The organism is Betaproteobacteria bacterium, assembly GCA_016720925.1.
Classification (GTDB): Bacteria; Pseudomonadota; Gammaproteobacteria; order Burkholderiales; family Usitatibacteraceae; genus UKL13-2.
In genome coordinates, this window is record JADKJR010000006.1 from 149921 (window position 1) to 176061 (window position 26141).

23 protein-coding genes and 1 pseudogene are annotated in these 26141 nt (G+C 57.5%); 14 read left to right on the forward strand and 10 right to left on the reverse strand.

The window, feature by feature from the left end; genetic code table 11:
- Nucleotides 1-159: 159 nt before the first annotated feature.
- The 11 genes from IPP88_10815 (at nt 160) to IPP88_10865 (ending at nt 13793) form a co-directional block, all read left to right on the forward strand.
- Nucleotides 160-1329 carry a twin-arginine translocation signal domain-containing protein gene (locus IPP88_10815; protein MBL0123184.1) on the forward strand — a complete coding sequence of 390 codons (1170 nt, stop codon included), beginning with the start codon at nt 160-162 and terminating at the stop codon, nt 1327-1329.
- A 69-nt stretch (nt 1330-1398) separates the two neighbouring features.
- Entirely contained in the window at nt 1399-2022 is a 624-nt protein-coding gene (locus tag IPP88_10820) for a TRAP transporter small permease subunit (GenBank protein MBL0123185.1), read from the forward strand.
- 11 nt (nt 2023-2033) lie between these two features.
- A complete protein-coding gene (locus tag IPP88_10825; protein ID MBL0123186.1) occupies nt 2034-4043 on the forward strand; it encodes a TRAP transporter large permease subunit in 2010 nt (669 codons plus the stop codon).
- A 113-nt stretch (nt 4044-4156) separates the two neighbouring features.
- Nucleotides 4157-5122, forward strand: coding sequence for a D-glycerate dehydrogenase (locus tag IPP88_10830; protein MBL0123187.1), 966 nt, complete (start codon nt 4157-4159; stop codon nt 5120-5122).
- Nucleotides 5123-5136: 14 nt separating this feature from the next.
- Nucleotides 5137-5985, forward strand: a complete 849-nt coding sequence (locus tag IPP88_10835) for an NAD(P)-dependent oxidoreductase (GenBank protein ID MBL0123188.1) — start codon at nt 5137-5139, stop codon at nt 5983-5985.
- Between the two features lie 172 nt (nt 5986-6157).
- Nucleotides 6158-6790, forward strand: a complete 633-nt coding sequence (locus tag IPP88_10840; GenBank protein MBL0123189.1) for a glutathione S-transferase N-terminal domain-containing protein — start codon at nt 6158-6160, stop codon at nt 6788-6790.
- Between the two features lie 93 nt (nt 6791-6883).
- Nucleotides 6884-7351: a DUF1203 domain-containing protein gene (locus IPP88_10845; GenBank protein ID MBL0123190.1), complete on the forward strand. Its 468-nt coding sequence runs from the start codon at nt 6884-6886 to the stop codon at nt 7349-7351.
- A gap of 144 nt (nt 7352-7495) precedes the next feature.
- Nucleotides 7496-11554: an ATP-dependent RNA helicase HrpA gene (gene hrpA / locus IPP88_10850; GenBank protein ID MBL0123191.1), complete on the forward strand. Its 4059-nt coding sequence runs from the start codon at nt 7496-7498 to the stop codon at nt 11552-11554.
- A gap of 3 nt (nt 11555-11557) precedes the next feature.
- Nucleotides 11558-12733: a pyridoxal phosphate-dependent aminotransferase gene (locus tag IPP88_10855; protein ID MBL0123192.1), complete on the forward strand. Its 1176-nt coding sequence runs from the start codon at nt 11558-11560 to the stop codon at nt 12731-12733.
- Nucleotides 12730-13185 carry a DUF2214 family protein gene (locus IPP88_10860; GenBank protein ID MBL0123193.1) on the forward strand — a complete coding sequence of 152 codons (456 nt, stop codon included), beginning with the start codon at nt 12730-12732 and terminating at the stop codon, nt 13183-13185. Before IPP88_10855 ends, IPP88_10860 begins: the two co-directional genes overlap by 4 nt.
- A 32-nt stretch (nt 13186-13217) precedes the next feature.
- Nucleotides 13218-13793, forward strand: coding sequence for an SRPBCC domain-containing protein (locus IPP88_10865; GenBank protein ID MBL0123194.1), 576 nt, complete (start codon nt 13218-13220; stop codon nt 13791-13793).
- Nucleotides 13794-13799: 6 nt separating this feature from the next.
- On the opposite strand, the gene thpR is transcribed toward IPP88_10865, so the two are convergent.
- Nucleotides 13800-14324, reverse strand: coding sequence for an RNA 2',3'-cyclic phosphodiesterase (thpR, locus tag IPP88_10870; GenBank protein MBL0123195.1), 525 nt, complete (start codon nt 14322-14324; stop codon nt 13800-13802).
- A gap of 59 nt (nt 14325-14383) precedes the next feature.
- Between thpR and IPP88_10875 the strand changes: the two genes are divergently transcribed.
- The gene (locus tag IPP88_10875) at nt 14384-14923 is read left to right on the forward strand and encodes a YIP1 family protein (protein ID MBL0123196.1); all 540 of its coding nucleotides are present in this window, start codon (nt 14384-14386) and stop codon (nt 14921-14923) included.
- Between the two features lie 35 nt (nt 14924-14958).
- Here the strand turns inward: IPP88_10875 and IPP88_10880 are convergent.
- Nucleotides 14959-15373: pseudogene (locus IPP88_10880) on the reverse strand (GNAT family N-acetyltransferase).
- Nucleotides 15374-15377: 4 nt separating this feature from the next.
- Nucleotides 15378-16052, reverse strand: coding sequence for a GNAT family N-acetyltransferase (locus tag IPP88_10885; GenBank protein MBL0123197.1), 675 nt, complete (start codon nt 16050-16052; stop codon nt 15378-15380).
- 474 nt (nt 16053-16526) lie between these two features.
- Here IPP88_10885 and IPP88_10890 point away from each other — a divergent pair, with 474 nt between their 5' ends.
- On the forward strand, nt 16527-18722 hold the full coding sequence (locus IPP88_10890; GenBank protein ID MBL0123198.1) for a response regulator: 2196 nt from the start codon (nt 16527-16529) through the stop codon (nt 18720-18722).
- A 16-nt stretch (nt 18723-18738) separates the two neighbouring features.
- Nucleotides 18739-19137: a response regulator gene (locus IPP88_10895; GenBank protein ID MBL0123199.1), complete on the forward strand. Its 399-nt coding sequence runs from the start codon at nt 18739-18741 to the stop codon at nt 19135-19137.
- A 243-nt stretch (nt 19138-19380) separates the two neighbouring features.
- Here IPP88_10895 and IPP88_10900 read toward each other — a convergent pair whose 3' ends face one another.
- From IPP88_10900 to IPP88_10930, 7 genes are all read right to left on the reverse strand, one after another.
- Entirely contained in the window at nt 19381-20244 is an 864-nt protein-coding gene (locus tag IPP88_10900; protein MBL0123200.1) for an esterase family protein, read from the reverse strand.
- Between the two features lie 154 nt (nt 20245-20398).
- On the reverse strand, nt 20399-20833 hold the full coding sequence (locus tag IPP88_10905) for a GNAT family N-acetyltransferase (protein MBL0123201.1): 435 nt from the start codon (nt 20831-20833) through the stop codon (nt 20399-20401).
- Between the two features lie 94 nt (nt 20834-20927).
- On the reverse strand, nt 20928-22250 hold the full coding sequence (locus IPP88_10910) for a caspase family protein (GenBank protein MBL0123202.1): 1323 nt from the start codon (nt 22248-22250) through the stop codon (nt 20928-20930).
- A complete protein-coding gene (locus tag IPP88_10915; protein ID MBL0123203.1) occupies nt 22250-23395 on the reverse strand; it encodes a hypothetical protein in 1146 nt (381 codons plus the stop codon). Before IPP88_10915 ends, IPP88_10910 begins: the two co-directional genes overlap by 1 nt.
- A gap of 207 nt (nt 23396-23602) precedes the next feature.
- Nucleotides 23603-24418 (reverse strand): caspase family protein, encoded by an 816-nt coding sequence (locus tag IPP88_10920; protein ID MBL0123204.1) that lies wholly within the window; start codon nt 24416-24418, stop codon nt 23603-23605.
- A gap of 37 nt (nt 24419-24455) precedes the next feature.
- Nucleotides 24456-25103, reverse strand: coding sequence for a hypothetical protein (locus IPP88_10925; protein ID MBL0123205.1), 648 nt, complete (start codon nt 25101-25103; stop codon nt 24456-24458).
- Nucleotides 25079-25711: a sigma-70 family RNA polymerase sigma factor gene (locus IPP88_10930; protein MBL0123206.1), complete on the reverse strand. Its 633-nt coding sequence runs from the start codon at nt 25709-25711 to the stop codon at nt 25079-25081. The genes IPP88_10925 and IPP88_10930 overlap by 25 nt, the downstream gene beginning before the upstream one ends.
- Nucleotides 25712-26141: the final 430 nt, after the last annotated feature.

Sequence of the window (26141 nt, forward strand, 5' to 3'; positions counted from 1 at the left end):
GATGCAGGCCTATTGCGTAACGAATGACGGGCGACTAGCATCTATGGCTGAACATGGCGATAAGCAGTGAAGTAAGAAAAAACTGCATTCGCGGGACGGAATGAATTCAAGCAAGCCGATTCAACCTGACGCACGACAATCCCAACCCTAGGAGGCTGTATGACAAAAGAAATCAAATCAACCGGCACGTCTGTCGACAATAAACCGACGCGTCGCAAATTCCTGGCCGGCACCGCAGCAGCAGCGGGTGCGGCGATAACCAGTTTTCCCATGATCGCCAAGGCGCAGACCGGGCCGATCAACATGCGCTGGCAGAGCACCTGGCCGACCAAGGATATTTTCCACGAATACGCGCTGGACTTCGCCAAGAAGGTCAACGACATGACCGGCGGCGACCTGAAGATCGAAGTGCTGCCGGCCGGCGCGGTGGTGCCGGCTTTCGGGCTGCTGGATGCGGTCGCGAAGGGCACGCTCGACGGCGGCCACGGCGTGCTGGGTTACAACTACGGCAGGCAGAATGCCCTCGCGCTATGGAATTCTGGCCCGGCATTCGGCATGGATGCCAATATGCTGCTGTCCTGGCACAAATATGGCGGTGGTCAGGAACTGCTTGCCAAGCTGTACAACTCCATCGGCATTACCACTGTTCAGTCTTTCCTGTACGGCCCGATGGCCACGCAGCCGCTGGGCTGGTACAAGAAGCCGATTACGAAAGAGGCGGATTTCAAGGGCTTGAAGTTCCGCACAAATGGCCTGGCGATTGACTTGTTCACGGCGATGGGTGCTGCGGTCAATGCGCTTCCCGGCGGCGAAATCGTGCCGGCCATGGACCGCGGCCTGCTCGACGGGGCCGAATTCAACAATGCCACGTCCGATCGCCTGTTGGGCTTTCCCGATGTATCCAAGGTTTGCATGCTGCAAAGCTACCACCAGAGCGCGGAAACGTTCGAGATTACGTTCAACAAGCCGAAGTACGATGCGCTCCCGGCGAAAATGAAGTCGATCATCGCCGGTGCCGTCGAAGCCGCATCCGCCGATATGTCCTGGAAAGCGATTGATCGTTATTCCAAGGACTACATTGACCTTCAGACCAAGGACAAGGTCAAGTTTTACAAGACCCCGGATGCAATCCTTCAATCGCAACTCACGCTTTGGGATGCAATCGTCGCCAAGAAGTCGGCGGAAAACCCATTGTTCAAGGAAATTGCGGCATCGCAGCGGGCATTTGCCGAACGCGCGGTCAAATGGGAACAGGACACCGTGATCAGCCGTCGCATGGCGATGAACCATTTCTTCGGCGCCAAGGCGGCTGCCCCGACGAAGGCTTAAGGGGTTTCTCGCGTCAATCATCGACCATCCGGGCCACGTCCGGATGGTTGATTTTTTTGGGCAAGCAAAATGCAAAAACTGTTTCTTTTCGTTGACAAGGTGAGCACCTTTGTCGGGCAGACTTTTTCGTGGCTCGCGCTGGCATTGACGATCACGATCTCCTGGGAAGTGTTCTCGCGCTATTTTCTCGACACGCCGCATTCATGGGCGTTCGACGCCATGATCATGATGTACGGCGCCATGTTCATGATGGCGGGTGCGTACACTTTGTCCAAAGCGGGCCATGTGCGTGGCGATGTGCTTTACGGTTTCTTTGAGCCGCGAACCCAGGCCAGTATTGACCTGGTCTTGTATGTCCTCTTTTTTATTCCCGGGGTGATCGCGCTCTGCTGGGCCGGCTACATTTATGCTGGCGAATCCTGGGCCATGAACGAGCACTCCAGCATCACCGCGGACGGCCCCCCGCTCTACCACTTCAAGACGATCATTCCACTCGCCGGCGTGTTGTTGCTGATGCAGGGTATCGTCGAAATCCTCCGCTGTATTGTGTGCCTGCAAGTGGGCGAATGGCCGAAGCGCGTCGAGGACGTCGAAGAGGTTGACGTCGAAAAGTTGAAAGAAATGGTCCACGTCATGGACGAAGATATCGCCAAGCTCGATAAATACGTGGTTGCGCAGGAGAAAGCCAAATGAAGCTGCCGACCATACGCAAGGAACTCTGGTTCGGCTTTGGCCTGATGGCGATCATCCTTACTGTTTTGATTTCGGTAACCCCGTGGGGCCATCTCACCAACGGGCACCTTGGCCTGATCATGCTCGGCTTGATTGTGGTGATGATCATGCTCGGCTTTCCGACGGCATTTACGTTGATGGGCATGGGCGTCCTTTTTGCCTGGGTTGCGTATCGCAGTGTGAATCCGGACCTCGCCGTGCGACAAACACTGGACTTGATGGTGCAGCGCGCTTACTCGGTGATGTCCAACGATGTCCTGATCGCCATTCCGCTTTTCGTCTTCATGGGTTACCTGGTCGAGCGTGCCGCGCTGATCGAGAAGCTGTTCAAGAGCCTGCACCTCTCGATGGCGCGTATCCCTGGGTCGCTGGCGGTCGCTACCATCGTCACCTGCGCGATTTTCGCGACGGCGACCGGCATTGTCGGCGCGGTCGTTACGCTGATGGGCCTGCTGGCACTGCCGGCCATGCTGCGCGCAGGCTATGACGTCAGGCTTTCCGCGGGCGCCATCACCGCCGGCGGCTGCCTGGGCATCCTGATCCCGCCCTCAGTATTGCTAATTGTGTACGGCGCGACCGCCGGTGTGTCCGTCGTCAAACTCTATGCGGGCGCGTTTTTCCCGGGCCTCATGCTGGCGGGGCTGTATGTGGGATATGTAATCATCGTCGCGATGTGGAAGCCGCATCTCGCGCCGCCGCTCGCGGCGATTGATCGCGTGGTGCCATTGCCGCCGCTTGCCAAGTCGCTGGCACCTCTGGGCAGCAATGCCGTTGCCGGCTTGTTCGGCGGCCTGAAATCAACAAGCTTTGCCAAGCGTACGGTCGTCGGCCAGTTGTTTGTTTCCCTGATCCCGGCGATTGTCATCGTCGTCTTGCTGGGGGTGATGTACACCACGGCGACGGCGCCGGTGGTAGAGGTAGATACCACGGGGTTGGTCGAGTCAGGTGGCGCGGCTTCCGCGTCCTTTGAGGAAAAGTCTGTAGACGCGTCATCGGGATTACAGGAGCCGCCGAAAGAAACAGGCGGACTGCAGGAGCCACCCAAAGAAGACGGCGGTCTCAAAGAGCCGCCGGCGGAAGTTGCCAAGGAAGCAGTTGTCGAACCTCCCAAGGTGGTCCCCGCCAAAGCCGCAGAAGCCAAGCCGGCTGCCACGCCAACTGCCGCCGCTGAGCGCGTCCCGGCGCCAATCTGGTATTGGGTGGTGTTTGGTGTCGGCATGTCAGCGCTGGCCTTGACTTACTGGCTGATGAACTGGGAGCGGCTGGAAATCTTCAAGATGCTGCTGACATCGTTCTTTCCGCTCGCCGTGCTGATCATAGCGGTGCTGGGGTCGATCGTTTTCGGCCTGGCAACGCCGACCGAGGCCGCCGCCGTCGGTGCCTTCGGCGGTTGCATTCTCGCCGGGGCCTATCGGTACGTGAACGCGCGCAAAACCAAACCCGCCAGTGCCATTTCGACCACGGCCAGGGAACTGGGCGGCATTGTCAAGGAGTCATGCTTTCTCACCGCGAAGACCACCGCGATGGTGTGCTGGCTGTTCGTCGGCTCGTCGATTTTTTCGGCGGCCTTTGCGTTGCTGGGCGGACAGGAAATCATCGAAACCTGGGTGCTCTCGCTGGGATTGACGACGATTCAGTTCATGCTGCTGTCCCAGTTCATCATCTTCATTCTCGGCTGGCCGCTGGAATGGACCGAGATCATCGTCATTTTCATGCCGATCTTCATTCCTTTGCTGGCCAAATTCAACGTTGATCCATTGTTCTTTGGTTTGCTGGTCGCGTTGAATCTGCAGACAGCATTCCTGTCACCGCCCGTGGCAATGGCGGCGTTCTATCTGAAAGGCGTGTCGCCGCCGCACGTGACCCTGAATCAGATATTCGCGGGGATGCTGCCCTTCATGGTCATACAAGTGGTGGCGCTGGCGCTGCTCTACATCTTTCCCGGGATCGGGATGTGGCTGCCGAATACTTTGTACAAGTAATGCTATTCCGGACGACGTTGTCGCCGGAATAACTCGCCGGGTTGAAGCGGACGCTGTTTGCGCCGCTTAACCCGGCGGGTTGGCCCCCCGCCATCCCTCAAACTGTGATGCAGATGAAACCGAAAACTCTGATTACCCGGCAGGTCTTCCCGGAGATCGTTGCGATGCTTTCGCAACAGTTTGAAGTGGACCATAACGAGAGTGACGACATCTTCACCGCAGAGGTGTTGCGCACGCGCGCGGTTGGCTGCGCGGGAATAGTGGCGTGCCTTACCGAAAAAATTGACGCCGCCTTTCTCGACGCCTGTCCGTCCGTGAAGGTTGTAAGCAATATCGCCGTGGGCTACAACAACATCGATATCGCCGAGGCGAGCCGGCGCGGCGTGATGGTCACCAATACGCCCGGCGTGCTCGACGACACCACCGCGGATCTCACGTTCGCGTTGCTGATGGCGGCGGCGCGTCGCATCACCGAGACCGAACGGCGCCTGCGCAATGGCGAATGGAAGAAAGGTTTCGCGCTTCAGCAATGGCTGGGTACCGATATTCATCATGCTTCGCTGGGCATCATCGGCATGGGTCGCATTGGGCAGACGATTGCCCGGCGCGCGTCGGGATTCGATATGAATGTGCGCTACTTCAATCGCACACGGCTGGACGAAGCGCTCGAAGCAAAGCTGAATGTGGGCTACGCAAGCAAGGAAGAGATCCTGCGTGAAAGCGATTTTGTGGTGGTGATGGTGCCTTATTCCGCGGTCACGCATCATTTGATCAAGGCCGGGGACCTGGCATTGATGAAGCCATCGGCAATTTTTATCAACACGGCGCGCGGCGGCGTGGTCGATGATGTTGCGCTGATCGCGGCGCTGAAAGAGAAGCGCATTGCCGCTGCGGGCATCGACGTATTTGAGGGTGAGCCCACATTCAACGCCGAGTTCCTGAAGCTCGACAATGTCGCAATGACGCCGCACATCGGCAGTGCCACGCACGCCACACGCATGCGCATGGCCGCACTCGCGTCGGTAAACATGACAGCCGCGCTGACGGGCAAGATTCCCCCCAATCTGGTAAATCCTTAATTCAGGAGTTCAGCATGAAAGTCGCATTTTTGGGCCTTGGCGTCATGGGCTATCCCATGGCTGGACACCTCAAAGCCAAAGGGCATGACGTCACCGTATATAACCGCACGACAGCCAAATCAGAAGCTTGGACGAAACAACATGGTGGAGCCTTTGGCAAGACCGTTGCGGAAGCAGTCGCAGGCAGCGAACTCGTCATGATGTGCGTCGGCAACGATATTGACCTGATGGAAGTGGGTCAGGCGGCACTCGCAACGATGAAATCCGGAACAATCCTGGTCGATCACACCACCGGGTCGGCCGATGCCGCACGAAAACTCTATGCGATCGCAAAGGCAAAAGGCATTGGTTTCATAGACGCGCCGGTCTCGGGCGGGCAAGCAGGCGCCGAGAAGGGTCAGTTAACTGTGATGTGCGGTGGTGATCAGGCGGTCTTTGACACGGCCAAACCGGTAATCGACAGTTATGCGAAGGCCACCACATTGATGGGCGCGTCTGGCGCGGGGCAACTGACCAAGATGGTTAACCAGATTTGCATTGCGGGCCTGGTGCAAGCACTCTCGGAAGGATTGGCATTCGCGGAAAAGGCCGGGCTCGACGGCAACCTGGTGCTTGATGTCATTTCGAAGGGCGCGGCGCAATCGTGGCAAATGGAGAATCGGGGCAAGACCATGCTGAAGCGCGAATTCAATTTTGGATTTGCCGTGGACTGGATGCGAAAGGATCTGGGCATTTGCATGGAAGAAGCGCGGCGGAATGGAGCAAAGCTACCCATCACCGCGCAAATCGACCAGTTCTACAAGGAGGTGCAAGAGTCAGGTGGAAACAGGTTTGACACCAGTTCCCTGATTACGAGACTATAGCGATAGTTTCCTCGGTCTTTTTTGCGCCGACCGGGCAGTTCATGTATGTGCAATTAACGGCGATTTGGCTATTGCGGCGAGTACTTGCTTACATGATTTGACCCGACAGCTATGACCCGGACCGCTTTCGCGCGTGCTCTGCTGTTCTCGTTCTGGAAAGAAAAAATCAAAAATGATAAAGCTCTTTTATTCACCTGGCGCCTGCTCCCTCGCACCGCACATCGTCCTCGAAGAGCTCGGCATTGCCTTTGAACCGGTTCTGGTATCGCTAAAGGACGGCGACCACAAAAAGTCGGATTTTCTAAGGGTGAACCCACGTGCGCGGGTACCGGCGCTGAATGTCGACGGCAAGGTCCTCACCGAAACCGTCGCCATCCTGACGTATCTGGGTGGCGGCTATGCCGAACGTGGTCTGTGGCCGAAGGATACCTGGCGGCAGGCGGAAGCACTGTCGCTCATGTCTTGGCTTGCATCCAGCGTGCAAGCGGCCGTTGCCGGTATATTCCGCACCGAGCGTTACAGCACCGATGAATCGGCGCATGCCAGCATTATCGCGACCAGCCGCGCCACACTTGAGAAGTACTTTGCGGAAATCGACAAAATGCTCACGGGCAAGACCTTCGCAATGGGTGGTCAATACACCGTCTGCGATCCGTATCTGCTGGTGTTCTTTCGCTGGGGCAATCGTATCGGCATCCCCATGAAGGAAAAATATCCGGTGTGGACCAAGCATGCACTCCGCGTGGCCTCGCGGCCGACAGTCAAACGTGTCCTTGAGGTCGAAGGGATACAGATCGAAGGTTGATGTTGCAAGCGCCAGAATTTGTTGCCTGAATTCCGGTCGCGCCGCAGCGCTCGACAGGCGAAAATTTACGCACTTTGATTGACGGAGTGCGACATGAATTTTCGAATCACAGGGCTTTCCCCTGAATCATTCAGGGCCATTTTCAGTCTGAATGATGCTGAGCTTGCCACGCTTGGCGCGCAACGCGTGTTTGCCGATGACTCAGCAGGATTTCCGTGCCGCGTCAGCCTGACGCACGCCGCGCCGGGCGAAGAGTTGATACTCATATCCTATGCGCACCAGACAGCGCGATCCCCTTATCAGGCGGCCGGTCCAATATTCGTCCGAAAGGCCGCCACGGTAGCTTGCGAGGCGGTGAACAAAGTACCGGAACCGGTTCGCATCCGTTTGCTCTCAGTGCGCGCCTACGACACGACTGACATGATCGTTGAGGCAGACGTGGTGGATGGCGTGGAAGTCGAATCGCTCATTGATCGTTATTTCGAGCGCGAGGATGTCGCGTACCTGCATATCCACTATGCACGACGCGGCTGTTACGCCTGTCGCGTGGACAGGGTGTGAGTGCACCTGATCATTGCAATAAACACAAGCACTGGCGAGGCTTTCAAGCCAAAAAGCCATCAAACGCCGCTCCAGTGCTTGTGTTTGAGCTTTCGTTGCTATGAAACCGCTATCGCCGGTCCAGCCGCGTAAAATGCGCGGTCTATGCCACCGACCGCAACCCCGCGTTTTTCGTTTGAAGAAGTCCTTTCCGCCGACCGCGGGAAACTGATTGCACTCGACAAGAAGCGGCGGGACTTCGTACGCGCGGGGAAGGCGCATGATCAACTTGATCAGCAATTTGATACCCAGCTCAGTTCCGCGCGCGCGCGGTTCGCGGCCAAGCGATCGCGTCATGCATTGGTTGCAACGCCCACGTTCGACGATGCGCTGCCGATTGCCGAGCGTCGCGCCGAAATTGCCGAGCTGATCCGCGCGCATCAGGTGGTAATCGTCTGCGGCGAAACCGGATCGGGCAAGACCACGCAGTTGCCGAAAATTTGCCTGGAACTGGGTCGCGGCATCAATGGCATGATCGGCTGCACGCAACCTCGGCGCATCGCTGCACGTAGCCTCGCCACGCGGCTCGCCAAGGAGTTGGGCGCGGCTGGCTCGCACGCGGTGGGCTACAAAATTCGCTTCAACGACCACACCGACGAAAATACTTTCGTCAAGATCATGACCGATGGCATTCTGCTCGCGGAAACGCACAGCGATCACAGCCTGTGGGCCTACGACACGCTGATCATTGATGAGGCGCACGAGCGCAGCCTGAATATCGATTTCCTGCTGGGCTACGTGAAGCAGTTGATGGCCAAGCGGCCCGATCTGAAAATCATCATCACGTCGGCCACCATTGACCCGCAACGCTTCTCGAAACATTTTGATGGCGCACCCATCATCGAAGTGTCGGGCCGAACCTATCCTGTTGAAGTTCGCTATCGGCCTGAGCATTTCCTCGACGATGCCGAGGACGCGGTGCCGATCGAAGACGCGGTGGTCAAGGCCGTCGACGAGATTTTCCACGAAACGCACGAAGGCGACGTCCTGGTGTTTTTGCCGGGGGAGCGCGAGATTCGCGATTGCGACGAAGCGCTGCGAAAACATCATCCGGCACAAACAGAAGTGCTGCCGCTCTATTCGCGCTTGTCCAACGCGGAACAGGACCGTGTATTTCAATTGTCTGGCAGGCGACGCATCGTGCTTGCCACCAACGTCGCCGAGACTTCGCTGACGGTACCGGGAATTCGCTTTGTCATCGACGCGGGCGTCGCCCGAATCAATCGTTACAGCACGCGAAGCAAGATCAACCAGCTACAGATTGAAGCTATTTCGCAAGCCTCCGCGCAGCAACGGTCGGGCCGCTGTGGACGTGTCGCCAGCGGCATCGCCGTGCGCTTGTATAGCGAAGAAGATTTCAACGGTCGCCCACCGTTTACTACGCCGGAAATCCTGCGCACCTCGCTGGCGGACGTGATCCTGCGCATGAAATCGTTGGGACTGGGCGACGTGCAGGATTTTCCGTTTATCGAGCCGCCCAGCCCGCGCATGATCGAGGACGGCTACCGCCAGTTGTTTGAATTGGGAGCGGTTGACGAAAGCAAAGGACTGACGGCGCTCGGCTGGAAACTGGCGAAATTTCCGGTCGATCCCGCGATCGCGCGCATGCTGCTGGCTGCCGAGCGCGAGGCGTGCGTGCGCGAGGTACTGGTAATCGCATCCGCATTGTCGGTGCAGGACCCGCGCGTGCGTCCGCACGACAAGCAGCAGGAGGCGGCGATAGCGCACGAGAAGTTCGCGCATCCTCAATCAGAGTTTCTGGCATTCGTGAATTTGTGGACGTTTTACGAAGAAGCCTGGAAGCACAAGAAATCTCACCGCAAGTTCGATCAAATGCTCCACGAAAATTTTCTCTCGCCGATGCGCATGCGGGAGTGGCGGGACGTGCATGCGCAGTTGGTGGAGGTGTGCGCGTCAGCGGGGATGCATGTGGACGCTTCGCCGAAACAGGGCCGTGTCGCCGCCACCGCAAATCCGCCACCGCCCGCAGGCGAACGAAGCGAGCGGAGGAATTCCGGTGGTGAAAAAAAAGAAACTGCCTCTCCTGCCAAGTTGGCTCCCGCCCATTACGACAACATTCACCGTGCACTCCTTACCGGTCTGATCAGCAACGTCGGCACCAAGGGAATTGAAGGCGACCACTATCTCGGCACCCGCGGCATCAAGTTCCAATTGCCACGCCGTAACCAGCAACACGCGGCGCAGAAGGCGGCGAGGATGAAATGGGTGATGGCGGCCGAGCTGACCGAAACGACTCGCGTCTATGCGCGCACTGTCGCCTCGATAGAGCCTGAATGGATCGAGCAACTGGCGGCGCATCTCGTCACACGCACACATTTCGAACCGCACTGGGAGCGCAAGAGCGGGCAGGTGGTGGCGTTTGAACAGGTGTCCATTTACGGGCTGGTCATCAATCCGCGAAGACGCGTGCATTACGGCGCGATCAATCCGGTTGAAGCGCGCGAGATTTTCATTCGGCAAGGCCTGGTCGCGGGTGAAGTCGATACGACGGCTAAATTCCTGCGGCTGAACCAGAAGCTGATCGAGGATATCGAGGACATCGAGGCCAAGGCACGGCGCCAGGACGTACTGATCGACGACGACGATATGTTCGCGCTATACGATGCGGCGATTCCGGCCGATGTGGTGAACATGGCCGGCTTTGAAAAATGGCGGCGCGAGGCGGAGAAGAAAACGCCAGGTGTGCTGGAATTCACCCGCGAGCAATTGATGCGGCGCGGCGCGAATGAAATCACGTTCGAGCTGTTTCCAAAATCCCTCAAGCACCGTGGCGCGGTGTTTCCCCTGGCATACCGTTTTGAGCCCGCACATATGATGGATGGCGTCACCATTACACTGCCCGTGGCGGTACTCAACCAGGTGAATGCCGCGCGCTTCGAATGGCTGACCATGGGCATGCTGCGGGACAAAGTAACGGCGCTGTTTAAAGCGCTGCCGCAGAAGGTTCGCAGCCAGATCGTGCCGGTGCCCGAAACCGTGAGTGAGTTCATCGGCCATGTGACGCGTCGCGCAGGTATGAATGATCTGTCCGCCGCCGAGATGCCGCTGATTGACGCGATGACGGCTTTTCTGCGTGACGTGAAACGGATGGACGTGGTGGCGGATGCGTGGGATGTCTCGCGCCTTCAGCCGCACTTGCTGATGAACTTCCGCATCGTCGATGCAGACGGCAAAGAGTTGGCTATGTCGCGCGACTTTGCCGCGCTGAAGGCGCAGTTTGCCGATGCGTCGCGCACGGTATTCTCCACGCTGCATCGCAATCGCCTCGAACGCGACGACATCACCAAGTGGGACTTTGAGGCGTTGCCGGAAACCATCAACTTTGAACGCAACCAGATCCGTTACGACGGTTACCCGGCGCTGGTGGATCGCGATACGTCTGTATCGATCAAGATTTTCGATGAGCGACAGGCCGCCAGACATAGTCATCGACGCGGACTGACGCGCTTGTTCATGCTGGAGCTGGCGGAGCAGGTTAAATTTCTGGAGCGCGGCATCAAGCTATCGCCCATGGCGGCGTTCCAGTATGTACATTTCTTCCCCGAGTCAAAGAACCATACCCAGGACGCAATGCGCAAGGAGCTGGTGTTCGCGGCATTCGCCGGCACGATGGTGGACACGGCATCCGAAGAGATCCGTAGCGAAGACCAATTCGCTGAGACGCGTGCGGCGGGCAAACCGAAACTCGCCGGCACCTTGCAGGCGCTGGTGAAAGCGATGGAGGAATCGTTCGCGGCGTCCGCTGAAATACGCAAGCTGCTGGATGAACGCTACGTGAAGACCTGGGAACACATCGGCCCGGAAATCGAGGATCAGTTGCGGCATCTGTTCGAGCCGGAATTCCTGCGCAATGTTTCAATGGCGCAGTTGCTGCATTTCCCGCGCTATTTGAAAGCAATCGTGCTCAGGCTCAACAAGGCGCGGGCAGGCTCGATGGAACGCGACCTCGAACAGGCGCGCTCGATTCGACCGCTATGGCAGAATGCATTGAAGCTGAAAGACTGGCTGGAACCGAAAGCCGCTGAGTACCGCTGGATGATCGAGGAGCTGCGCGTGTCGCTGTTTGCGCAAGAGCTGCGGACGCCGTTTCCGGTTAGCGTAAAGCGCGTGACTCGGGCGTGGGAAGAACTGGAGAAGAAGTAGAACATGAAGCCTGAATCCTTCCGTCGCCTCGCGTCCCGCATGTCCCACATCGCGCCATTCGAGGTAATGGAAATTCAGACGGCCGCGCGTGAGCTGGAGCGGCAGGGCAAGGACGTGATCCACATGGAAATCGGTGAGCCCGATTTCACCACGCCGCAGCCGATTGTGAATGCTGCCATCGCCGCACTCCAAACCAAGCCGATGTTCTACACGTCAGCGTTGGGTATCCAGCCGCTGCGCGAAGCCATTGCCGCGTTCTACGCAAGCAAGTATGGTGTGAGCGTTTCGCCGGAGCGCATCATCGTCACGGCGGGCTCGAGCGCGGCGCTGTTGCTGGCGTGTGGTGTGTTGCTGAACGCGGGTGACGAAGTGCTGATGGCCGACCCGGGTTATCCGTGCAATCGCCACTTTGTGCGCGCCATGGAAGGTGTGCCTTGCACGATTCCGGTGGGGCCGGAGCACAATTACCAGTTGACGGCCGGGCATATCCGCGCGCATTGGAACGAACGCGGCGCGGCAGCGCTGGTGGCATCGCCCTCCAATCCGACCGGCACATTGATCGCCCATGACGAACTGCAGCGCATTCACGGCGAAGTCGCCACTCGTGGCGGCATGCTGATTGTCGATGAAATCTATCAGGGGCTCACGTATGACGTGGCGCCAGCCACCGCACTGTCGATCAGTGATGACTTGTTTGTGGTCAACAGTTTTTCCAAGTATTTCCAGATGACCGGTTGGCGGCTCGGTTGGCTGGTGGTGCCCGCCGCCTATGTGCGTGACGTGGAGAAGCTTGCGCAGAATCTGTTCATCTCAGCGTCCACGCCTGCACAGCATGCGGCGCTGGCCGCATTTCGTCCAGATACCCTGGCGATACTCGAACGGCGCCGTGCCGAATTCCAGGTGCGAAGGGACTTCCTGATTCCCGCGCTGCGCGAACTGGGCTTCAAAATCGCCGTTGTTCCCGAGGGTGCGTTCTACATTTATGCGGATTCGTCACAAATTGCCACTGACAGCTTCGAACTTTCGCGCAGAATACTGCAGGAAGCGCTCGTCGCGTTGACGCCCGGCAAGGATTTCGGTCATGCCGCGCCGGAACGTCATATTCGCATCGCATACACCCAGACGGTACCGCGCCTGGCTGAAGCGATCAGCCGCATGAGAGGAGTAATACACGCATGATGACCGACGCGCTGCTGGCGTTTTTCCACTACTCGGCAATATTTGTGCTGTTCGCGTTTTTAACCGTCGAGGCAATGCTGCTGCGAAATCCGCTGGACGCGAATACGGTTCGCTTGATCGCGCGGGTTGATCTCTGGTTTTTTGGCGCAGCACTTTTGACACTCGTCTCAGGTTTGATGCGTCTGTTCTGGGGCGCGAAGGGGGTCGGTTTCTATTCGCCCAATCCGGTATTTCATGTCAAGGCGGGTCTATTTATCGCCATCGGCATGCTTTCATTTCCGCCAACGCTGCGATATATCAGTTGGGCAAGGCAGCTCAAGGCCGACGCAAATTTCCTGCCATCCGAATCGGAGCGGCGACTGGTGCGCCGCCTGGTCATGATTGAGCTTCACATAGCGTCCGTGTTGCCGCTGGCGGCTGTCCTGATGGCGCGGGGAATCGGATTGGGGTGACTGGCAATTGATTGAATTAACAGGAGGACGTGATGAAGATGTCGAATTTGTTTTTACTCGCCGCGACGGTTTTGCTGGCTGGTATCGCTAGTGCGCAGGAGCGTGCCATCACCGAGAAGATCACGGTGAAAGCGAATGTCGATGACGTCTGGAAAGCGTGGACGACGACGGAGGGTATCAAGTCGTTTTTTGCGCCGGACGCGAAGGTAGAATTGAAAGTGGATGGTCCGTTCCAGGTTTACATCAATCCTTTTGCCGAGCCCGGTATGAAGGGTGCCGATGACATGAAGATCATCGGCTTTCAGGAAAAGAAAATGCTGTCTTTCACCTGGAATGCGCCGCCCTCATTGCCTGAAGCCCGCAAGCAGCGCACGGTCGTGATCGTGCGGCTGATTTCGCGTGGCGACGCGCTGACCGATGTCACGCTGCATCATGTTGGCTGGGGTGACGGAGGCGAGTGGGACAAGGCATACGATTACCTTTCCAAGGCCTGGCCAAATGTACTCAAGAACCTGCAAAAGCGCTTTGACAGCGGACCCGTCGACTGGAAGAATTGGCTGGATATGCTGCGTCCCAAATCGGCGCCGGGTGTGGTCGAGAAGAAGTAACGCGGATCAACCGTCAAGCTGCCAATGCCTGAGCACGCGGTAGACCGGTCCGCCAGGTGTGCGCGTGGAATCGACAAGCACGAAGTCCTCCACGCGCCATTCGATGGCTGGTATTTCTTTTGGTGAGGGCCACGTCTGGCAGTCTCTGGCGATCGTGATGTGTGGCTGGTAGTCGGTGTTGCTGTCACGATGAATGAATTGCCCAAGATCGAGTTCCGGCAAGAGTGAGTTCCGCAATTCGTGCAGCGCGGCAGGCGTGCCGGTGCAGCCCAGCCAAGCCACCTTGGCAGCCGGAAAATGTGCGCGTGTATCAATATTCAATGCGAACGATTTTGCCTTGACTCGATCGCCGCATTCAAGCGCCATCGGCACGCGCAAGTCTGGTGTCTGGCCCAGGAAAACCAATGTCATGTGCAGCGTATCAACGCGCATCGGCCGTCCGCGATATTCGCGCATCGCCAGATCGCGTTGCACAACAAGCTGGGCGCGCACTTCAGGGTTCGGCCACAGGGCAAAGAACAGGCGCGGCATAATGGACTCATTTGAGCGGGATGACCATGGGCATTTTGAACCGTATCAGAGGAATGATGTTGAACCCCCAGGCCGAGTGGGATGCCGTCGCACGCGATGAGCCCGGGTTTCGCGTGCTGCTGCGGAATTATCTGATACCGCTGAGTTTGCTGGCACCGTTGGCAACGGTTGCCGGCATGCTCTCGTTTGATACGCGGTGGAATCCCGAATACGGCTATTCGCTGTTGCGTGAACGTGCACCCGTCATCGCGCTGGCTACTTACTTTTTCCAGATCGCCAGCGTGTATCTTCTGGCGGGTATGCTCTTTCTGCTCGCGCGCACGGAGGGCCGTTCGCCCGGATTTCTGGTGACATTGCAGGTTGCGGTGTTCGGTTCGATTCCCGTGCTGCTCTCCGGTGTAATGCTGGTGATTCCATTTGGTGTGATGTTCACGATGATGGCGATGCTGTATTCGTTCTACCTTTATTACCTGGGCGCGGAACGATTGATCGGCATTCGCCCGGCGGACTCCGCGATGTTCATCGGCGTGGTGATGTTCTGCATGATGGTACTGTCGAGCCTCATGGGCGCAGTTGCGTCGTGGCTGGGAATTCTTTAACCTCGTGTCCGTGGATCCTGCCTTTTCACTTCCGATCAGGCGGCCCCGTCAACCAGCGGCGACACTCGCAATCGTTCCATCGCCACGGATGAGGTGCTGAACCCGAGCTTTGTAAAGAAACCGGACGCGCCGTCGTGGCCGGTGCGCACCAACCAGGTAATGCGCTTGTTGTTGCCCATCACATGCTGCACCAGTGCGCGACCGACGCCTTGCCGCTGGTGTTCCGGAGAGACAACAACCATGGACAGGTAGCCGTTTGAAAGGCCATCGGTAATGCCTCGCGCAAAACCGATGATTTCCCTGGCCTTCGAACGCCACCGCGGTGCGTGGCGTGTTGGAGATGAGTAAAGCGAACTGCGTTGGGTTGCCGACCCGATGTGTCCAGCCACATGCGCAGAGGAACTGGCGGACTGACTCGACTTCCGGTTTGTGAAGGTCGCGGATTTGCATGGCGTCAATGATTACCTGAGCCGGCTGCCAAGTCGGCATCAGGCGCTTGCTCATTGTCCGGCCACAGGTCGAACGAAAAGGCAGGTGCGATCTTCATCGACTCAAGTTTTCCTTCCAGCAATTGACGCACATGCGGCCACTCCGGATCAATGATGCTGAAGCGCGCGGAATTCCGCTTCCGGCCATTCGGCATGATTCGCTCGTGACGAATAATGCCCTCTTCCATGGCGCCAAGCCGAAGGATCGCCGCGCGCGAGCGCTCGTTCAATTCATCCGTCGTGAATTGCACACGGATGCAGCCGAGAACTTCAAAGGCATACCGCAGCATGAGGTACTTGGCCTCGGTGTTCACATAGCTTCGCTGCCAGGATGCTGAAATCCAGGTATGGCCGATTTCGAGGCTGCGATTTTTCTGATCCATCCGCCAAAAGCGCGTCGAGCCGACTACTTTCCCGCTATCAATTAGTGTGATCGCAAAGGGACGCGTCGTGTCGCTGCTTGGGCCTTCCAGGGCGGCGGCAATGTAGGCGGATACCGAGTTGGTGTCGGGAACAACCGTGACGTTCAAGTTCCATAGCGCGCCGTCGGCAGCCGCCGTGGCGAGTGCGGGCGCGTCGGCCGCCTCGAGTGGCCGGAGGACGATGCGGTTGCCGCGTAGCGAAATTGAAGATGCCCACATTTTGCACAAACTCCAAAACTGACGGACGCCTCCCGAATGACGATTCATGCGCTGTCACCGCTGGCGGTCGCAATGGCCGGGACAAATCGGGACAATTGAATTCAAGTGCCAGATGAAATGTAGTGCGGCCCATTTGAAATTGCAAACTCTTCATCCAATGACGCGAAAAGTTGCGTCGCACGAATTTTCGGAATCCGATGCGCCTGCATTAAACTCAAGCGCTGGCGCGGAATTTCAGGCGTTTATAGTCCGGAAGGCGCGCCAGTGCTTGAGTTTTATCATTTTCTGGTTGCTCGAATGCGCGTTGAAGAGGATTGGACTTGGCTTGCCAAGCCTGAACGCAAGCAATCGCCCTTCATCGGCAATTGGCTCTCAAGTTGTGGCGGAATCCGCCGATAACAGTTGTTACGAATGCCCGTCATGTTGACTCCCGCGCTATGCGTCGATAATCAAACGGACAAGATAGAGAGTTCCGTGACGAACGCCGCACCGAAGACAGATATTGAACAACAGATATTTGCCGAGCAAATCGCGCTTGTGCATGGCCTGACGCCGTTCACGCTGTTCATGTCGATGATTGGCTCGACGCTGGTGCTGTTCGCGGTGTGGGGAAGCGCACCGCGGTCATTGCTGATCGGCTGGTATGTCTGCCACCACATCGTCACGCTTTGCCGCTACCTGGAAATTCGCGCATACCGGCGAGCAACGCCGTCACCGGTTGATGCCGGCTTCTGGGCCAAGCGTTTCGTTATCGGCACGACCTGCGCTGGTGTGATCTGGGCAATTGCCGGAACCGTCCTGTTTCCGCCGCCGGGGCACGCGACCCAGTTCTTTGTCGGCATCTATCTGATTGGCGTCGCGGCATCGGGCATGTTCTCGCTGGCCCAGTATTTTCGCGCCTACGTGCCGCTGGCGGTCTTGTCGATCGCGCCGATGTGCGTTTGGCTGCTTGCCTCCGGCATTCCCGACCAGCAGTTCTCGGGGGGTGCGTCTTTCCTGTTTCTTTACATCGCGCTTTCGAACGCGCGCCGCTATGAACGCCTGAACAGGGATTCGATTCGCCTGCGATTGGAGATTGAACAGGCGCGCGTGGGGGCCGAAGCGGCCAGCCGCGCGAAGTCGCAGTTCCTCGCCAACATGAGCCACGAAATTCGCACGCCCATGAACGGCATCCTCGGCATGGCCGAACTTTTGCTCGATACGCCGCTGTCCGAGCGGCAGCGGCGTTACCTGGAAACGCTGCACCGCTCGGGCGTAAGCCTGCTCGACATCATCAACGACATCCTCGATTTTTCAAAAATCGAGGCGGGTAAGCTGGAGCTCTCGATGTCGGCGTTCAGCCTGCGCGCGACGCTGAACGAACTGTCGGATGCGTTCGCCGAACGCGCCAGCCGCAAAGGGCTGGTGCTTACCTGCAAGATTGCAGAGGATGTGCCCGACGCGCTGGATGGCGACGTGGTGCGGCTGAGGCAGATCCTCAACAACCTGATTGGCAACGCCGTCAAGTTTACGGAGAAGGGCCGCATTTCGGTCCTCGTGACGAACGTGCCGGGCACGGCCATGCGCCTTCGGTTCTCGGTCAGGGACAGCGGCATTGGCATCTCGGCGGAAAGCCGCGCATTGATTTTTGATGCCTTTGCCCAGGCCGACGTTTCCCATACACGGCGCTATGGCGGCACCGGACTCGGCCTGTCGATCTCGAAGCAACTGATCGAGCTCATGGGCGGCCACCTCGGACTTGACAGTACGCCCGGTGTCGGGTCAACGTTCTGGTTTGAAGTTTCCTTCGCGCCGGCTACCCGGATGCCGGTCGAGCGATCAGCATCATCGAATAATCGCACGCTGCGGCCCTTGGCCGGGCATGCGCTGCTGGTGGAAGATCACGAAGTGAACCAGGTGGTTTCGCGCGCGATGCTGGAGTCCTTCGGCCTGCGCGTCAGCATCGCCGAAAATGGGCTACAGGCGCTGGACGCGATCGCCGCTGAGAGTTTCGATATCGTGCTCATGGACTGCCAGATGCCCGAGCTCGACGGCTACGAGGCAACCCGCCGCCTGCGCTTGCGCGAGACAGATGGGAACGTGGATGCGGAACTTCGCCTGCGCGTCATCGCTGTTACCGCGAATGCCATTGATGGTGATCGCGAGAAATGCATCGCCGCCGGGATGGACGACTACCTGTCGAAGCCTTTCCGGCAGGCCGAACTTCATGCCGTGCTGGTGCGCTGGTTGCGGTCAGACGCGGCGAAAGGCGTGCCCGATGGCGTTGTGGCGGTGACAGCAGTTGAAAGCAAAGGCGTCGATGACACCACGGTGCGTCCCGAGGGTGTCGATGACGAGGTGCTTGATCGCCTTGCGGCGTTGCCGAAGCCGGGAATCGTCGAGCAGGTGGTGCGGCTCTATCTGAGCAATTCGAGCCGCGCGCTATCCACGCTGCGCGTGTCGCTGGCGCGCGGCGATCGCGAGACCGTGACACAGTGCACCCACGATCTCAAGTCGAGTAGCGGATACGTTGGTGCAACCGGATTGGCCGATATCTTCGCGGCGATGGAACGCGCCGCGCGCACCGGTGATCTGGCGCGCATCACGGCCATGCTGCCGGGAGCCGAAGCAGGCTATGGGCCGGTCTGCGATCGCCTGCGCAGACGCCTGGATAAAGGCACGAAAACGTGAAAGGAGGAGACGCAGTATGAAGACCCCTGAGCCCGCAACGATCTTGCTGGTTGATGACGACGAAACCGGCCGTCTGCTTGTCAAATTGTTTCTCGAACATGCGGGTTTCCGCGTGTTCGAAGCCGACTCCGCCGAGTCTGGCCTTAAGCTTTGCAGCCGGCAGCGATTTGACCTTTGCCTCATCGACGGCATGCTGCCGCGCATGGATGGATTTCAGATGGTACGCAACTTGCGCGCAGTGCCGGAATATCGTGACGTGCCGCTTGTAATTCTTTCGGGCCTCGACGGCGCGGAATGGCCCTCACACGCAATGGACGCGGGCGCCACGGATTTCATTTTGAAGTCAAACGATTGGAATGGCCTGGTGGAGAGGGCACGAAAGCTGACCGCAACGCCGGCAAGTCGCGCGTCATGATTGGACGCAAAAAGCAGAATGTTGTCGGCGCGGAATTGCCAATCCTGCGAGGTTAGCAGGTTCCGTATAGCGTCGAAAGACCGCTCGCAACGTCACTCAGCCAACTCATCCATTGGAATTCAAACGCAAGCGCTGGTGCGGCTCTCTGGCACAAAAAGGCCGGAAATCCGCGCCAATGCTGGTGTTTCGATATTTTATGCTGGGCAATTGCAGCGTCCGGATGTGTTTATTTCTTTCCGGTTTTCACCGCGCGCCCACGATGCGCGCGCTCATGAACTGCAACGCATCGGACAGCGTATCGCGCCAAAGCATCCATTCGTGGCCGCCGTTGACGATGCGCAATTCAACCGCGTCCGGCTGATGCAAGCGCAATTTCTCGTACAACATCGCCGCTTGTAACGCGATGCCAAGGGGATCGTGGTCACCGGAATGAATATACAGCGGGACAATGACCCCGGACTGCTTGTAGGCTCCAATGTGCGAAACGTAGTTGAGAGACTTCCACAGCGCTGAGTCGAATTTGCCGTCTTTCTGGAACTGTGGATTGCTTTCGCCCGATGAATGACTTGGTGGAACAGGGTCGTAAATCGCCGGGCTCAGAATGGCTGCGGCGGCGAACATCCCTGGAAATTTGAAGACGAGATTCAATGACCCGTAGCCACCCGCCGACAGTCCCGCGACAATCCGGTTGCCGCGCCGCGAGTCGACGCGGTATTTGCCTTCCGCGTGTGGAATGACATCCTTGATCAGTGCCGTCTCGCCTTTCTCATTGGCGCCATCGACCCACCATGCCGTCGCATGCCCCGGCATCACGACAATCATCGGCTGAATCTGCCGCCTGCCGATCAGCGCATCCATTGTTTCGCGCGCGCCACCTTTCGAAAGCCAGTCGTTCTCGTCACCGCCTGACCCGTGCAGCAGATACAGGACTGGATAGCGTTTGTCGTCTTTCTTGTAACTGTCCGGGAGGTAAACCGTGTACTTGTAGTCGCGCCCAAGCGTTTCCGAGCGAAAAATTTCGGTGAATATTTCACCTGCATCGACCGATGCGCTGATGGCCAGCGTAACGAAAAAAACCACATAGGCACGCAGCAGTCGCATGTTCATTTTTCCTGTAAATGCCAATGATCGGATATCGGGTTCCGCCGGATTGCCATGGCGAACTCGCAACATGTTCTTCACGAGTGAGTTTAAGGCAAGGTGATGAAGGCTTCAGAAAGCCAATGCATGTCGCGTCACCCGGTGGTGCCGCTTTGAGTGTTTACGCTTTGGGCCGATTGAAAAGTTCATAGTGCATGTCACCATCGGGTTGCAGACCTTTGCCTAACCATCCTGCCGTTTCATAGAACCGTTGGGCGCGGGTATTGGATCCGGTGCTGAGGTACAGCCGTTTGAGTTTTCCGGAGAAGAGCCAGTTGACCATTGCTTCATGTAAGCGCCGGCCATAACCGCGACCTTCGTAATCCGGATCGACGAACAGCGCCCAGATATTGCCGGTTTCTGCGTTGCCAACCGCGAACGCGACAACCTTGCCATCGGCCTCGATCACCCAGCCGCGGCCGGTCTTCTCGATGGCAGGGACGTAGTGCGCTTCGGTGATGACCGATGAAGTGAGCCGGTTCTCGCGCACGGCAAGGCGAACCCGATGCATCGCGGGAATGTCTTGGCGAATGGCCTGGCGGAGAATGGCGTGCATGTGGAATTGAGCAGAATTGCGGGAAGCAAATCAAGGCAATTCGCGGTCGTGCCCATTCGGGACCGCGATTTGTGCGGGTGAAACGCCGCTGCCCCTACATCTTGGTATTGGCTTCCTCGGGTACAACCAGCATACGCGGCGTCTGCGAATGTCCCATGGTGCGCGCGGTGCGTATGACGGACGGTTTGGTCTGATCGAACGCGTCGGCAAAGTCGTGTGCCTTATTCAAGGCCGAGATATACGCCTGCGTAAAGGCGCCGCCCCCCAACTTGGGCGACTCCATCGACTCTTCGTTCTCGGACGCCGATACGATGACGATACGCGCGGCCTTCAAGTCCTTTGCTTTCTGGGCGAGATCCTGAATGCCCTCTTGAGAGAGACTTGCGGAATAATTGGCTTCCTTGGTCTGTCGTGACAGCGAGCGGGTGCGCGAAGGCAGAAATCCCGGGACGGCAATGAAGGTCTTGCCGCTATAGCAGGTATCAAGCACAAGGACGGTGCGCACATCGCTTAATGTCAGTTGGGCAATAAAACCTTGCAAGTCATCGTCGCTCAATGCCGTTTTACGATTCGTGACGACAAATTCAAAGGAGTCGGATTTGCCGCCCACCTTTTGCTTGGGAAATTCGGTGTCATTCAGGACGATATCGAATTTGCCCATCGCATTGGGCAGGCCGTGGCTGGCAACAAAAAGTACCACCGTATCGCCGGAGTGCGATTGGTCAATGATGCTTCGCATGGCGGCCTTCACGGCGGCGGAGGTTGCTTTTCCCTGAGTCATCAGTTGAATCGACTCCCGCGGCACGGAACCGCCGCTGGGTGAAACCATCACGTTGTAAAAGTCCTTCGCGTCTTTTTCCGAATACTCGAGTCCATTTTCTTTCGGCAAATATTTAAACTCGCCAACCCCAACAATGAGGCCAAATGTTCTCGGTCCACGCTGACTTTGCGCGTTTGATGAAGGCCGGGGTGTGGGCGCCGCGGGTTGCGCGGTGGGTTCCGATGGCGATGCCGCCTGTTTTGCGCCGGGTTCGAGTCGCTTCATCATTTTGCCGACCGTCGAGGCAAAAGCCGTATTGAAACCCTTGAGCCGGTACTTGATGTTTCCCGGTGTCGTCGGGGCCACGCGTTGCAGGCCGATGATGGCACGTGTCGCGGCAAAGGCGGTCTCCACCTCGTCCCGGTTTTCATACTCTCCGACCAGTACAACCCTGCCATCCGAAAAGCCCCTGGTCACATCGGCTTTACGCAGGCCAATCGTCTGGAATGCCCGACGGACCTCAGCGATTTCGGCGTCGGTGACCGGGTCAATCTCTGATGATGGCTGACCGCTGGAAAGCAGGGGAACAAACAGCCACGCCAGTGCTGCAGCCAGTCTTGCGCAATGTTCGAACAGCGAATTTCGAGTCGTTGGCATCACTTTACCGGGGTAAGGTCACGAGCGGGAAGCCAACCGGTAATTGCCGGTTCGGCGGTTACTTTGAACCACAACACCGTATTGTTGTTTACCTTGATTTCGGTCCGATCGTCGACGCGCACAGGAGCGCCCTTTTTCAGGTTGCCGACGACCTTGCGTTTTGTTCCGCTATCGGAATAGAGCGAGACGCCGCGCGCCGTAATATGAGTCGCAATCAATTTGGCGGCTTCCGTGGATGATGATTTGAGCGCGCGCGTGGCAACAGTCGAATCAACACCGCCTGCATCGCTTGCACTTGAAGTGGAAGCCGCCGAGGCCGAATACTTGCGCGGGCGTTCGCCAGTACCCAGGACGGCAAAATCGACGTTGCGGGTCGACTTCATGCCATCCGCGTCAATGGTGAGCGCGTAACGCATCGGGACCGGGAGTGGCAATGGCAGCTCGGCACGCGGCGGTATTTGCAGTTTATGACGGTAACTCATGCGCTGTCCTTGCTGGATGATCACATCTTCGACGTAATCATCTTTTCCTTCTTCGGCAATCGTGACCCAATTCAGGCGATCGCGGCCCATTCTATTTGCGGCTTCCAATGGAATGGGTCTTCCCGAACTGTCGAGCAGCGGTTTGCCCTGGGCATCAGCCAGGACCAGTTTGTTATCGTCGGTCGTCATGAACCGGACAATTTCGACCTTGTGCCTGAACTTGGCCTTGATATCCTTGGCGGCCGGGTTTTCTGCGTAGTACGTGAAGTCGAACTCAGGCACGGGCGGCTCATTCTCGGTGCCATTCAATTTGACCTCCAGGCGCTCCAGATTCATGCCAGCGCGGCGTCGCTCGGCTGTCGCGGGCGGACTTGCTTGCGCCGTGGCGGGCTTTCCAACGGGTTCAGATTTGTTATAGACGACCGCGCATTTTCGCCAAGCGGCCATCGCGATCGCCGCTCCCGCAGCGATGCCCGCCGCGACGCCGACGGCGCTACTGGCGCTGCCGCCGGTCCATTGCTTCAATAATTTGTTGCTTAGCGCGCCGACCGCCGCGCCACCGACTGCGGCGAGCGCCAGGTTGGAGGCGAAACAGGAGTCGAAACTGTCAAATGCTTTCTCTCCGCTCGGCATATGCGTGCAACTCACCAAGTATGTGGCCATGGCTACGCTTGCGACGGTTCGCTGGATGCGACGTGGATTTGCTTTTAACTGTTTCATGTAACCCCCTAGAATTCCGTTCCCCGCTGCGCCACCAAAAAAGTGACCAGAAAATCCTTCAATTCCATTTTCCGCATGACTCTTCGGTCATATGAGCCGTATGCCGGCATTCTCGATTGCGGCTTGGACGATATTTACAGTTCCGCTATCCTACCCGTTACACCTGCCCGATGCATCGGTTCTGAAGCAATATTCCCCCAACAAACTGCTTGATTCCCACGGAACTTGCATTTGCTGCGTTTCCGCCGCAACGGCTGTCCGGACCAGCTTGAACAGTTTTTCGACCGGCAGGCCGGGAACATTAATGTGCGAAAGCAAGTGCCTTGTGTAAACGCTATTGTTGCGCAGGGCGCTGTCGGTCGCAACGGATCCTGGGGAGGTCGAGAATGCCACAATCGTACCAGATGGGGCCTGAACGGCTGCCAGCCCAAGCGTTTTTGCGCCGAGACTGCGTGTCTTGTATCCGCGAGCATCGACGAGTTGTGTTGGCGTCTGGTTGAAGGGGTTGACGCGGCACGCATCCAGGATTACGAGGTTTATTCCCCCTTTGATGGCGGCGAGCTGCTCCAGCAATTCGGTGATATCGATACTGCGCTGCACCATTTCCTGTTCCGACTTTACGTCCGCATCAACGGGAAGAAGGTAGTTGCGGCCCTTGATCTGAATGCCGTGGCCCGCAAAGTAGAGTAGCCGCACGCCACTCTTGGGCGCGGATTGCGAGAACTTCCTGAGCGCATCGAGCATTTCCTGGTGCGTGGCGTTGTCATGATGATAAACCTGAAAACCAAGCGCCTTGAACGCCAGCGCTACCGCGTTCGCGTCATTGACGGGATTTCTGAGCGGTGCATTCTGATATGCTCCGTTGCCAATGACCAGCGCGACTTTCTCGGTGTAAAGGGGCTCGGCGGCGCCAGCCAGTTTGAATGCAAGCAATGCCGCAAGCGTCACAAAACCAGCTATCGCCATTCTGACGTGGCATTGCGCTGAAATTACGTGGATGCGACTATTGCCTGACGGGCAACGCATTGACAATATCCGCCGACTCAACATGGCTACTCGCGCGCAGGACGTTCAATGACGCCGCCGCCTCATCCCTGGATACCAAAAGATAATAGTCCCCAAGTTGCGAAGGGCCGGCGACGATATTGGCGTTAATCATCCGGGTCAGCAGCCTCATATCACGCTCCTGAGCCCCTTGCCGAAACGAGACTTTGAGAAATGTATCGTTTTGCGCTGCTTCGACCGTGGCCGACCGCACATCAGAATATATTTTTTCGTCCTGCTTGCCGGATTGTGTGTGGGCAATGACGCCAAACTGAATGAGCACGATGGCGCAGGCGAACGAAAGCCCGGGAGACGCCGTCAAATATTGGCTTAGCCTGGAAAACCAGTTGCCCTGTACCTGTTTCGATGCAGGGCGTTTGGCCAGGGTCTCCGCCTGGATGCGTTGCATGACACGCTCCAGCCCATGGTCTGCGGCAACCGTAAGCGCAGGGTTATCCCGCACGGCAGACCGGATGTCAGTTTCCCAGGAGAGCATTGATTGAATCCGCGGATCCGCGGCCAGATCAGCCTCGAATTGTTTGCGATCGGCATCCGTCAGCGTACCGTTCGCATACCAGGCTATCAATTGACTTGTCTTGGTGTCCATTCAGATCTCGATAAAGTAGCCGCCGAACTGCGCTGTTTTGTTTCCACGCACGCCGCGAGCTTCTTGCGTGCAATCGATAACCGGCTTTTGACGGTGCCCTCAGGAATCATCAGGATCTCCGCCACCTCGGGCATGGTGAGATCCTCGAAATGAACTAAATGGATGCACTCGCGATGATCCTCGGACAAACGCTCCAGGCAACGATGAATTAGCGCATTTCTCTCGCGAGTCTCAAGTTGTACGGACATGTCAGGCGCGCCATCTTCAAAGACCTCGGAGTAGTCTTCGATATCATCATGATGGTCGTGCCGGCGGCCGCTCCGCATTGCCATTAACGCTTTGAATCGTGCAATGCCCAGAATCCATGTGGACACTTTGGAGTCCCCACGAAATCTGCTCGCCGTGCGCCAGACTTCATACATTGTGTCCACCATGATCTCTTCCGCCAACTCTGCGTTTTCAGCCATTTGTCTGGCAAACGCATAAACACGCCTCGATAGCAAGAGGTAAAGCTCTTTGTAGGCAGCTTGACTCCCGCCGGCAACCAGTTCCAGCAACGCACGCTCATGTTCATCTGCATTGACAGCTGTCGAGGACCCTTTAGCCATTAGTTGCGCATCGCGTTAAGTTCGTTCATTAAGAATGAGTTGGCGGCGCTGGCATTCTGTTCAAGTTCGGGCGCAGCCCATTCGATCGGTGACCAATTTTCCAGCAACCAGAATTGTATTTTAGGCTGGCGGGAAAATGGAGGCAATAACGCGATTGCGGTGGCCCGAAACTATTTTGACGGTCTTGATGCCTTAATCGCAGCCGGATGCGCCGTTATCGCACCACATTTGCTTGGTAAGTGTATTCGGTCTTGCCGGGAACTCAGGTAAGAGCGCCGCGCACATGATTGGTGAATGCACCACACGGCCCGAGCTTGCCTCTGGCAGCAATCTTGAATATGTGAGGTTTTCCCTGATGCGAGCGTGCGAGGCACCGACAGGTATCCCGGGACTATGCCCCAAAGAACATTGAGTACGACCGAACCTGTGC

Excerpts from the sequence above, each read along its gene's own strand:
- IPP88_10815 (MBL0123184.1), top strand. The coding sequence starts at position 160 with ATGACAAAAGAAATCAAATCAACCGGCACGTCTGTCGACAATAAACCG.
- IPP88_10820 (MBL0123185.1), top strand. The coding sequence starts at position 1,399 with ATGCAAAAACTGTTTCTTTTCGTTGACAAGGTGAGCACCTTTGTCGGG.
- IPP88_10830 (MBL0123187.1), top strand. The coding sequence starts at position 4,157 with ATGAAACCGAAAACTCTGATTACCCGGCAGGTCTTCCCGGAGATCGTT.
- IPP88_10835 (MBL0123188.1), top strand. The coding sequence starts at position 5,137 with ATGAAAGTCGCATTTTTGGGCCTTGGCGTCATGGGCTATCCCATGGCT.
- IPP88_10840 (MBL0123189.1), top strand. The coding sequence starts at position 6,158 with ATGATAAAGCTCTTTTATTCACCTGGCGCCTGCTCCCTCGCACCGCAC.
- IPP88_10845 (MBL0123190.1), top strand. The coding sequence starts at position 6,884 with ATGAATTTTCGAATCACAGGGCTTTCCCCTGAATCATTCAGGGCCATT.
- hrpA (MBL0123191.1), top strand. The coding sequence starts at position 7,496 with ATGCCACCGACCGCAACCCCGCGTTTTTCGTTTGAAGAAGTCCTTTCC.
- IPP88_10855 (MBL0123192.1), top strand. The coding sequence starts at position 11,558 with ATGAAGCCTGAATCCTTCCGTCGCCTCGCGTCCCGCATGTCCCACATC.
- IPP88_10860 (MBL0123193.1), top strand. The coding sequence starts at position 12,730 with ATGATGACCGACGCGCTGCTGGCGTTTTTCCACTACTCGGCAATATTT.
- IPP88_10865 (MBL0123194.1), top strand. The coding sequence starts at position 13,218 with ATGAAGATGTCGAATTTGTTTTTACTCGCCGCGACGGTTTTGCTGGCT.
- thpR (MBL0123195.1), bottom strand. The coding sequence starts at position 14,324 with ATGCCGCGCCTGTTCTTTGCCCTGTGGCCGAACCCTGAAGTGCGCGCC.
- IPP88_10885 (MBL0123197.1), bottom strand. The coding sequence starts at position 16,052 with ATGTGGGCATCTTCAATTTCGCTACGCGGCAACCGCATCGTCCTCCGG.
- IPP88_10895 (MBL0123199.1), top strand. The coding sequence starts at position 18,739 with ATGAAGACCCCTGAGCCCGCAACGATCTTGCTGGTTGATGACGACGAA.
- IPP88_10900 (MBL0123200.1), bottom strand. The coding sequence starts at position 20,244 with ATGAACATGCGACTGCTGCGTGCCTATGTGGTTTTTTTCGTTACGCTG.
- IPP88_10905 (MBL0123201.1), bottom strand. The coding sequence starts at position 20,833 with ATGCACGCCATTCTCCGCCAGGCCATTCGCCAAGACATTCCCGCGATG.
- IPP88_10910 (MBL0123202.1), bottom strand. The coding sequence starts at position 22,250 with ATGCCAACGACTCGAAATTCGCTGTTCGAACATTGCGCAAGACTGGCT.
- IPP88_10915 (MBL0123203.1), bottom strand. The coding sequence starts at position 23,395 with ATGGCCACATACTTGGTGAGTTGCACGCATATGCCGAGCGGAGAGAAA.
- IPP88_10920 (MBL0123204.1), bottom strand. The coding sequence starts at position 24,418 with ATGGCGATAGCTGGTTTTGTGACGCTTGCGGCATTGCTTGCATTCAAA.
- IPP88_10925 (MBL0123205.1), bottom strand. The coding sequence starts at position 25,103 with ATGGACACCAAGACAAGTCAATTGATAGCCTGGTATGCGAACGGTACG.
- IPP88_10930 (MBL0123206.1), bottom strand. The coding sequence starts at position 25,711 with ATGGCTAAAGGGTCCTCGACAGCTGTCAATGCAGATGAACATGAGCGT.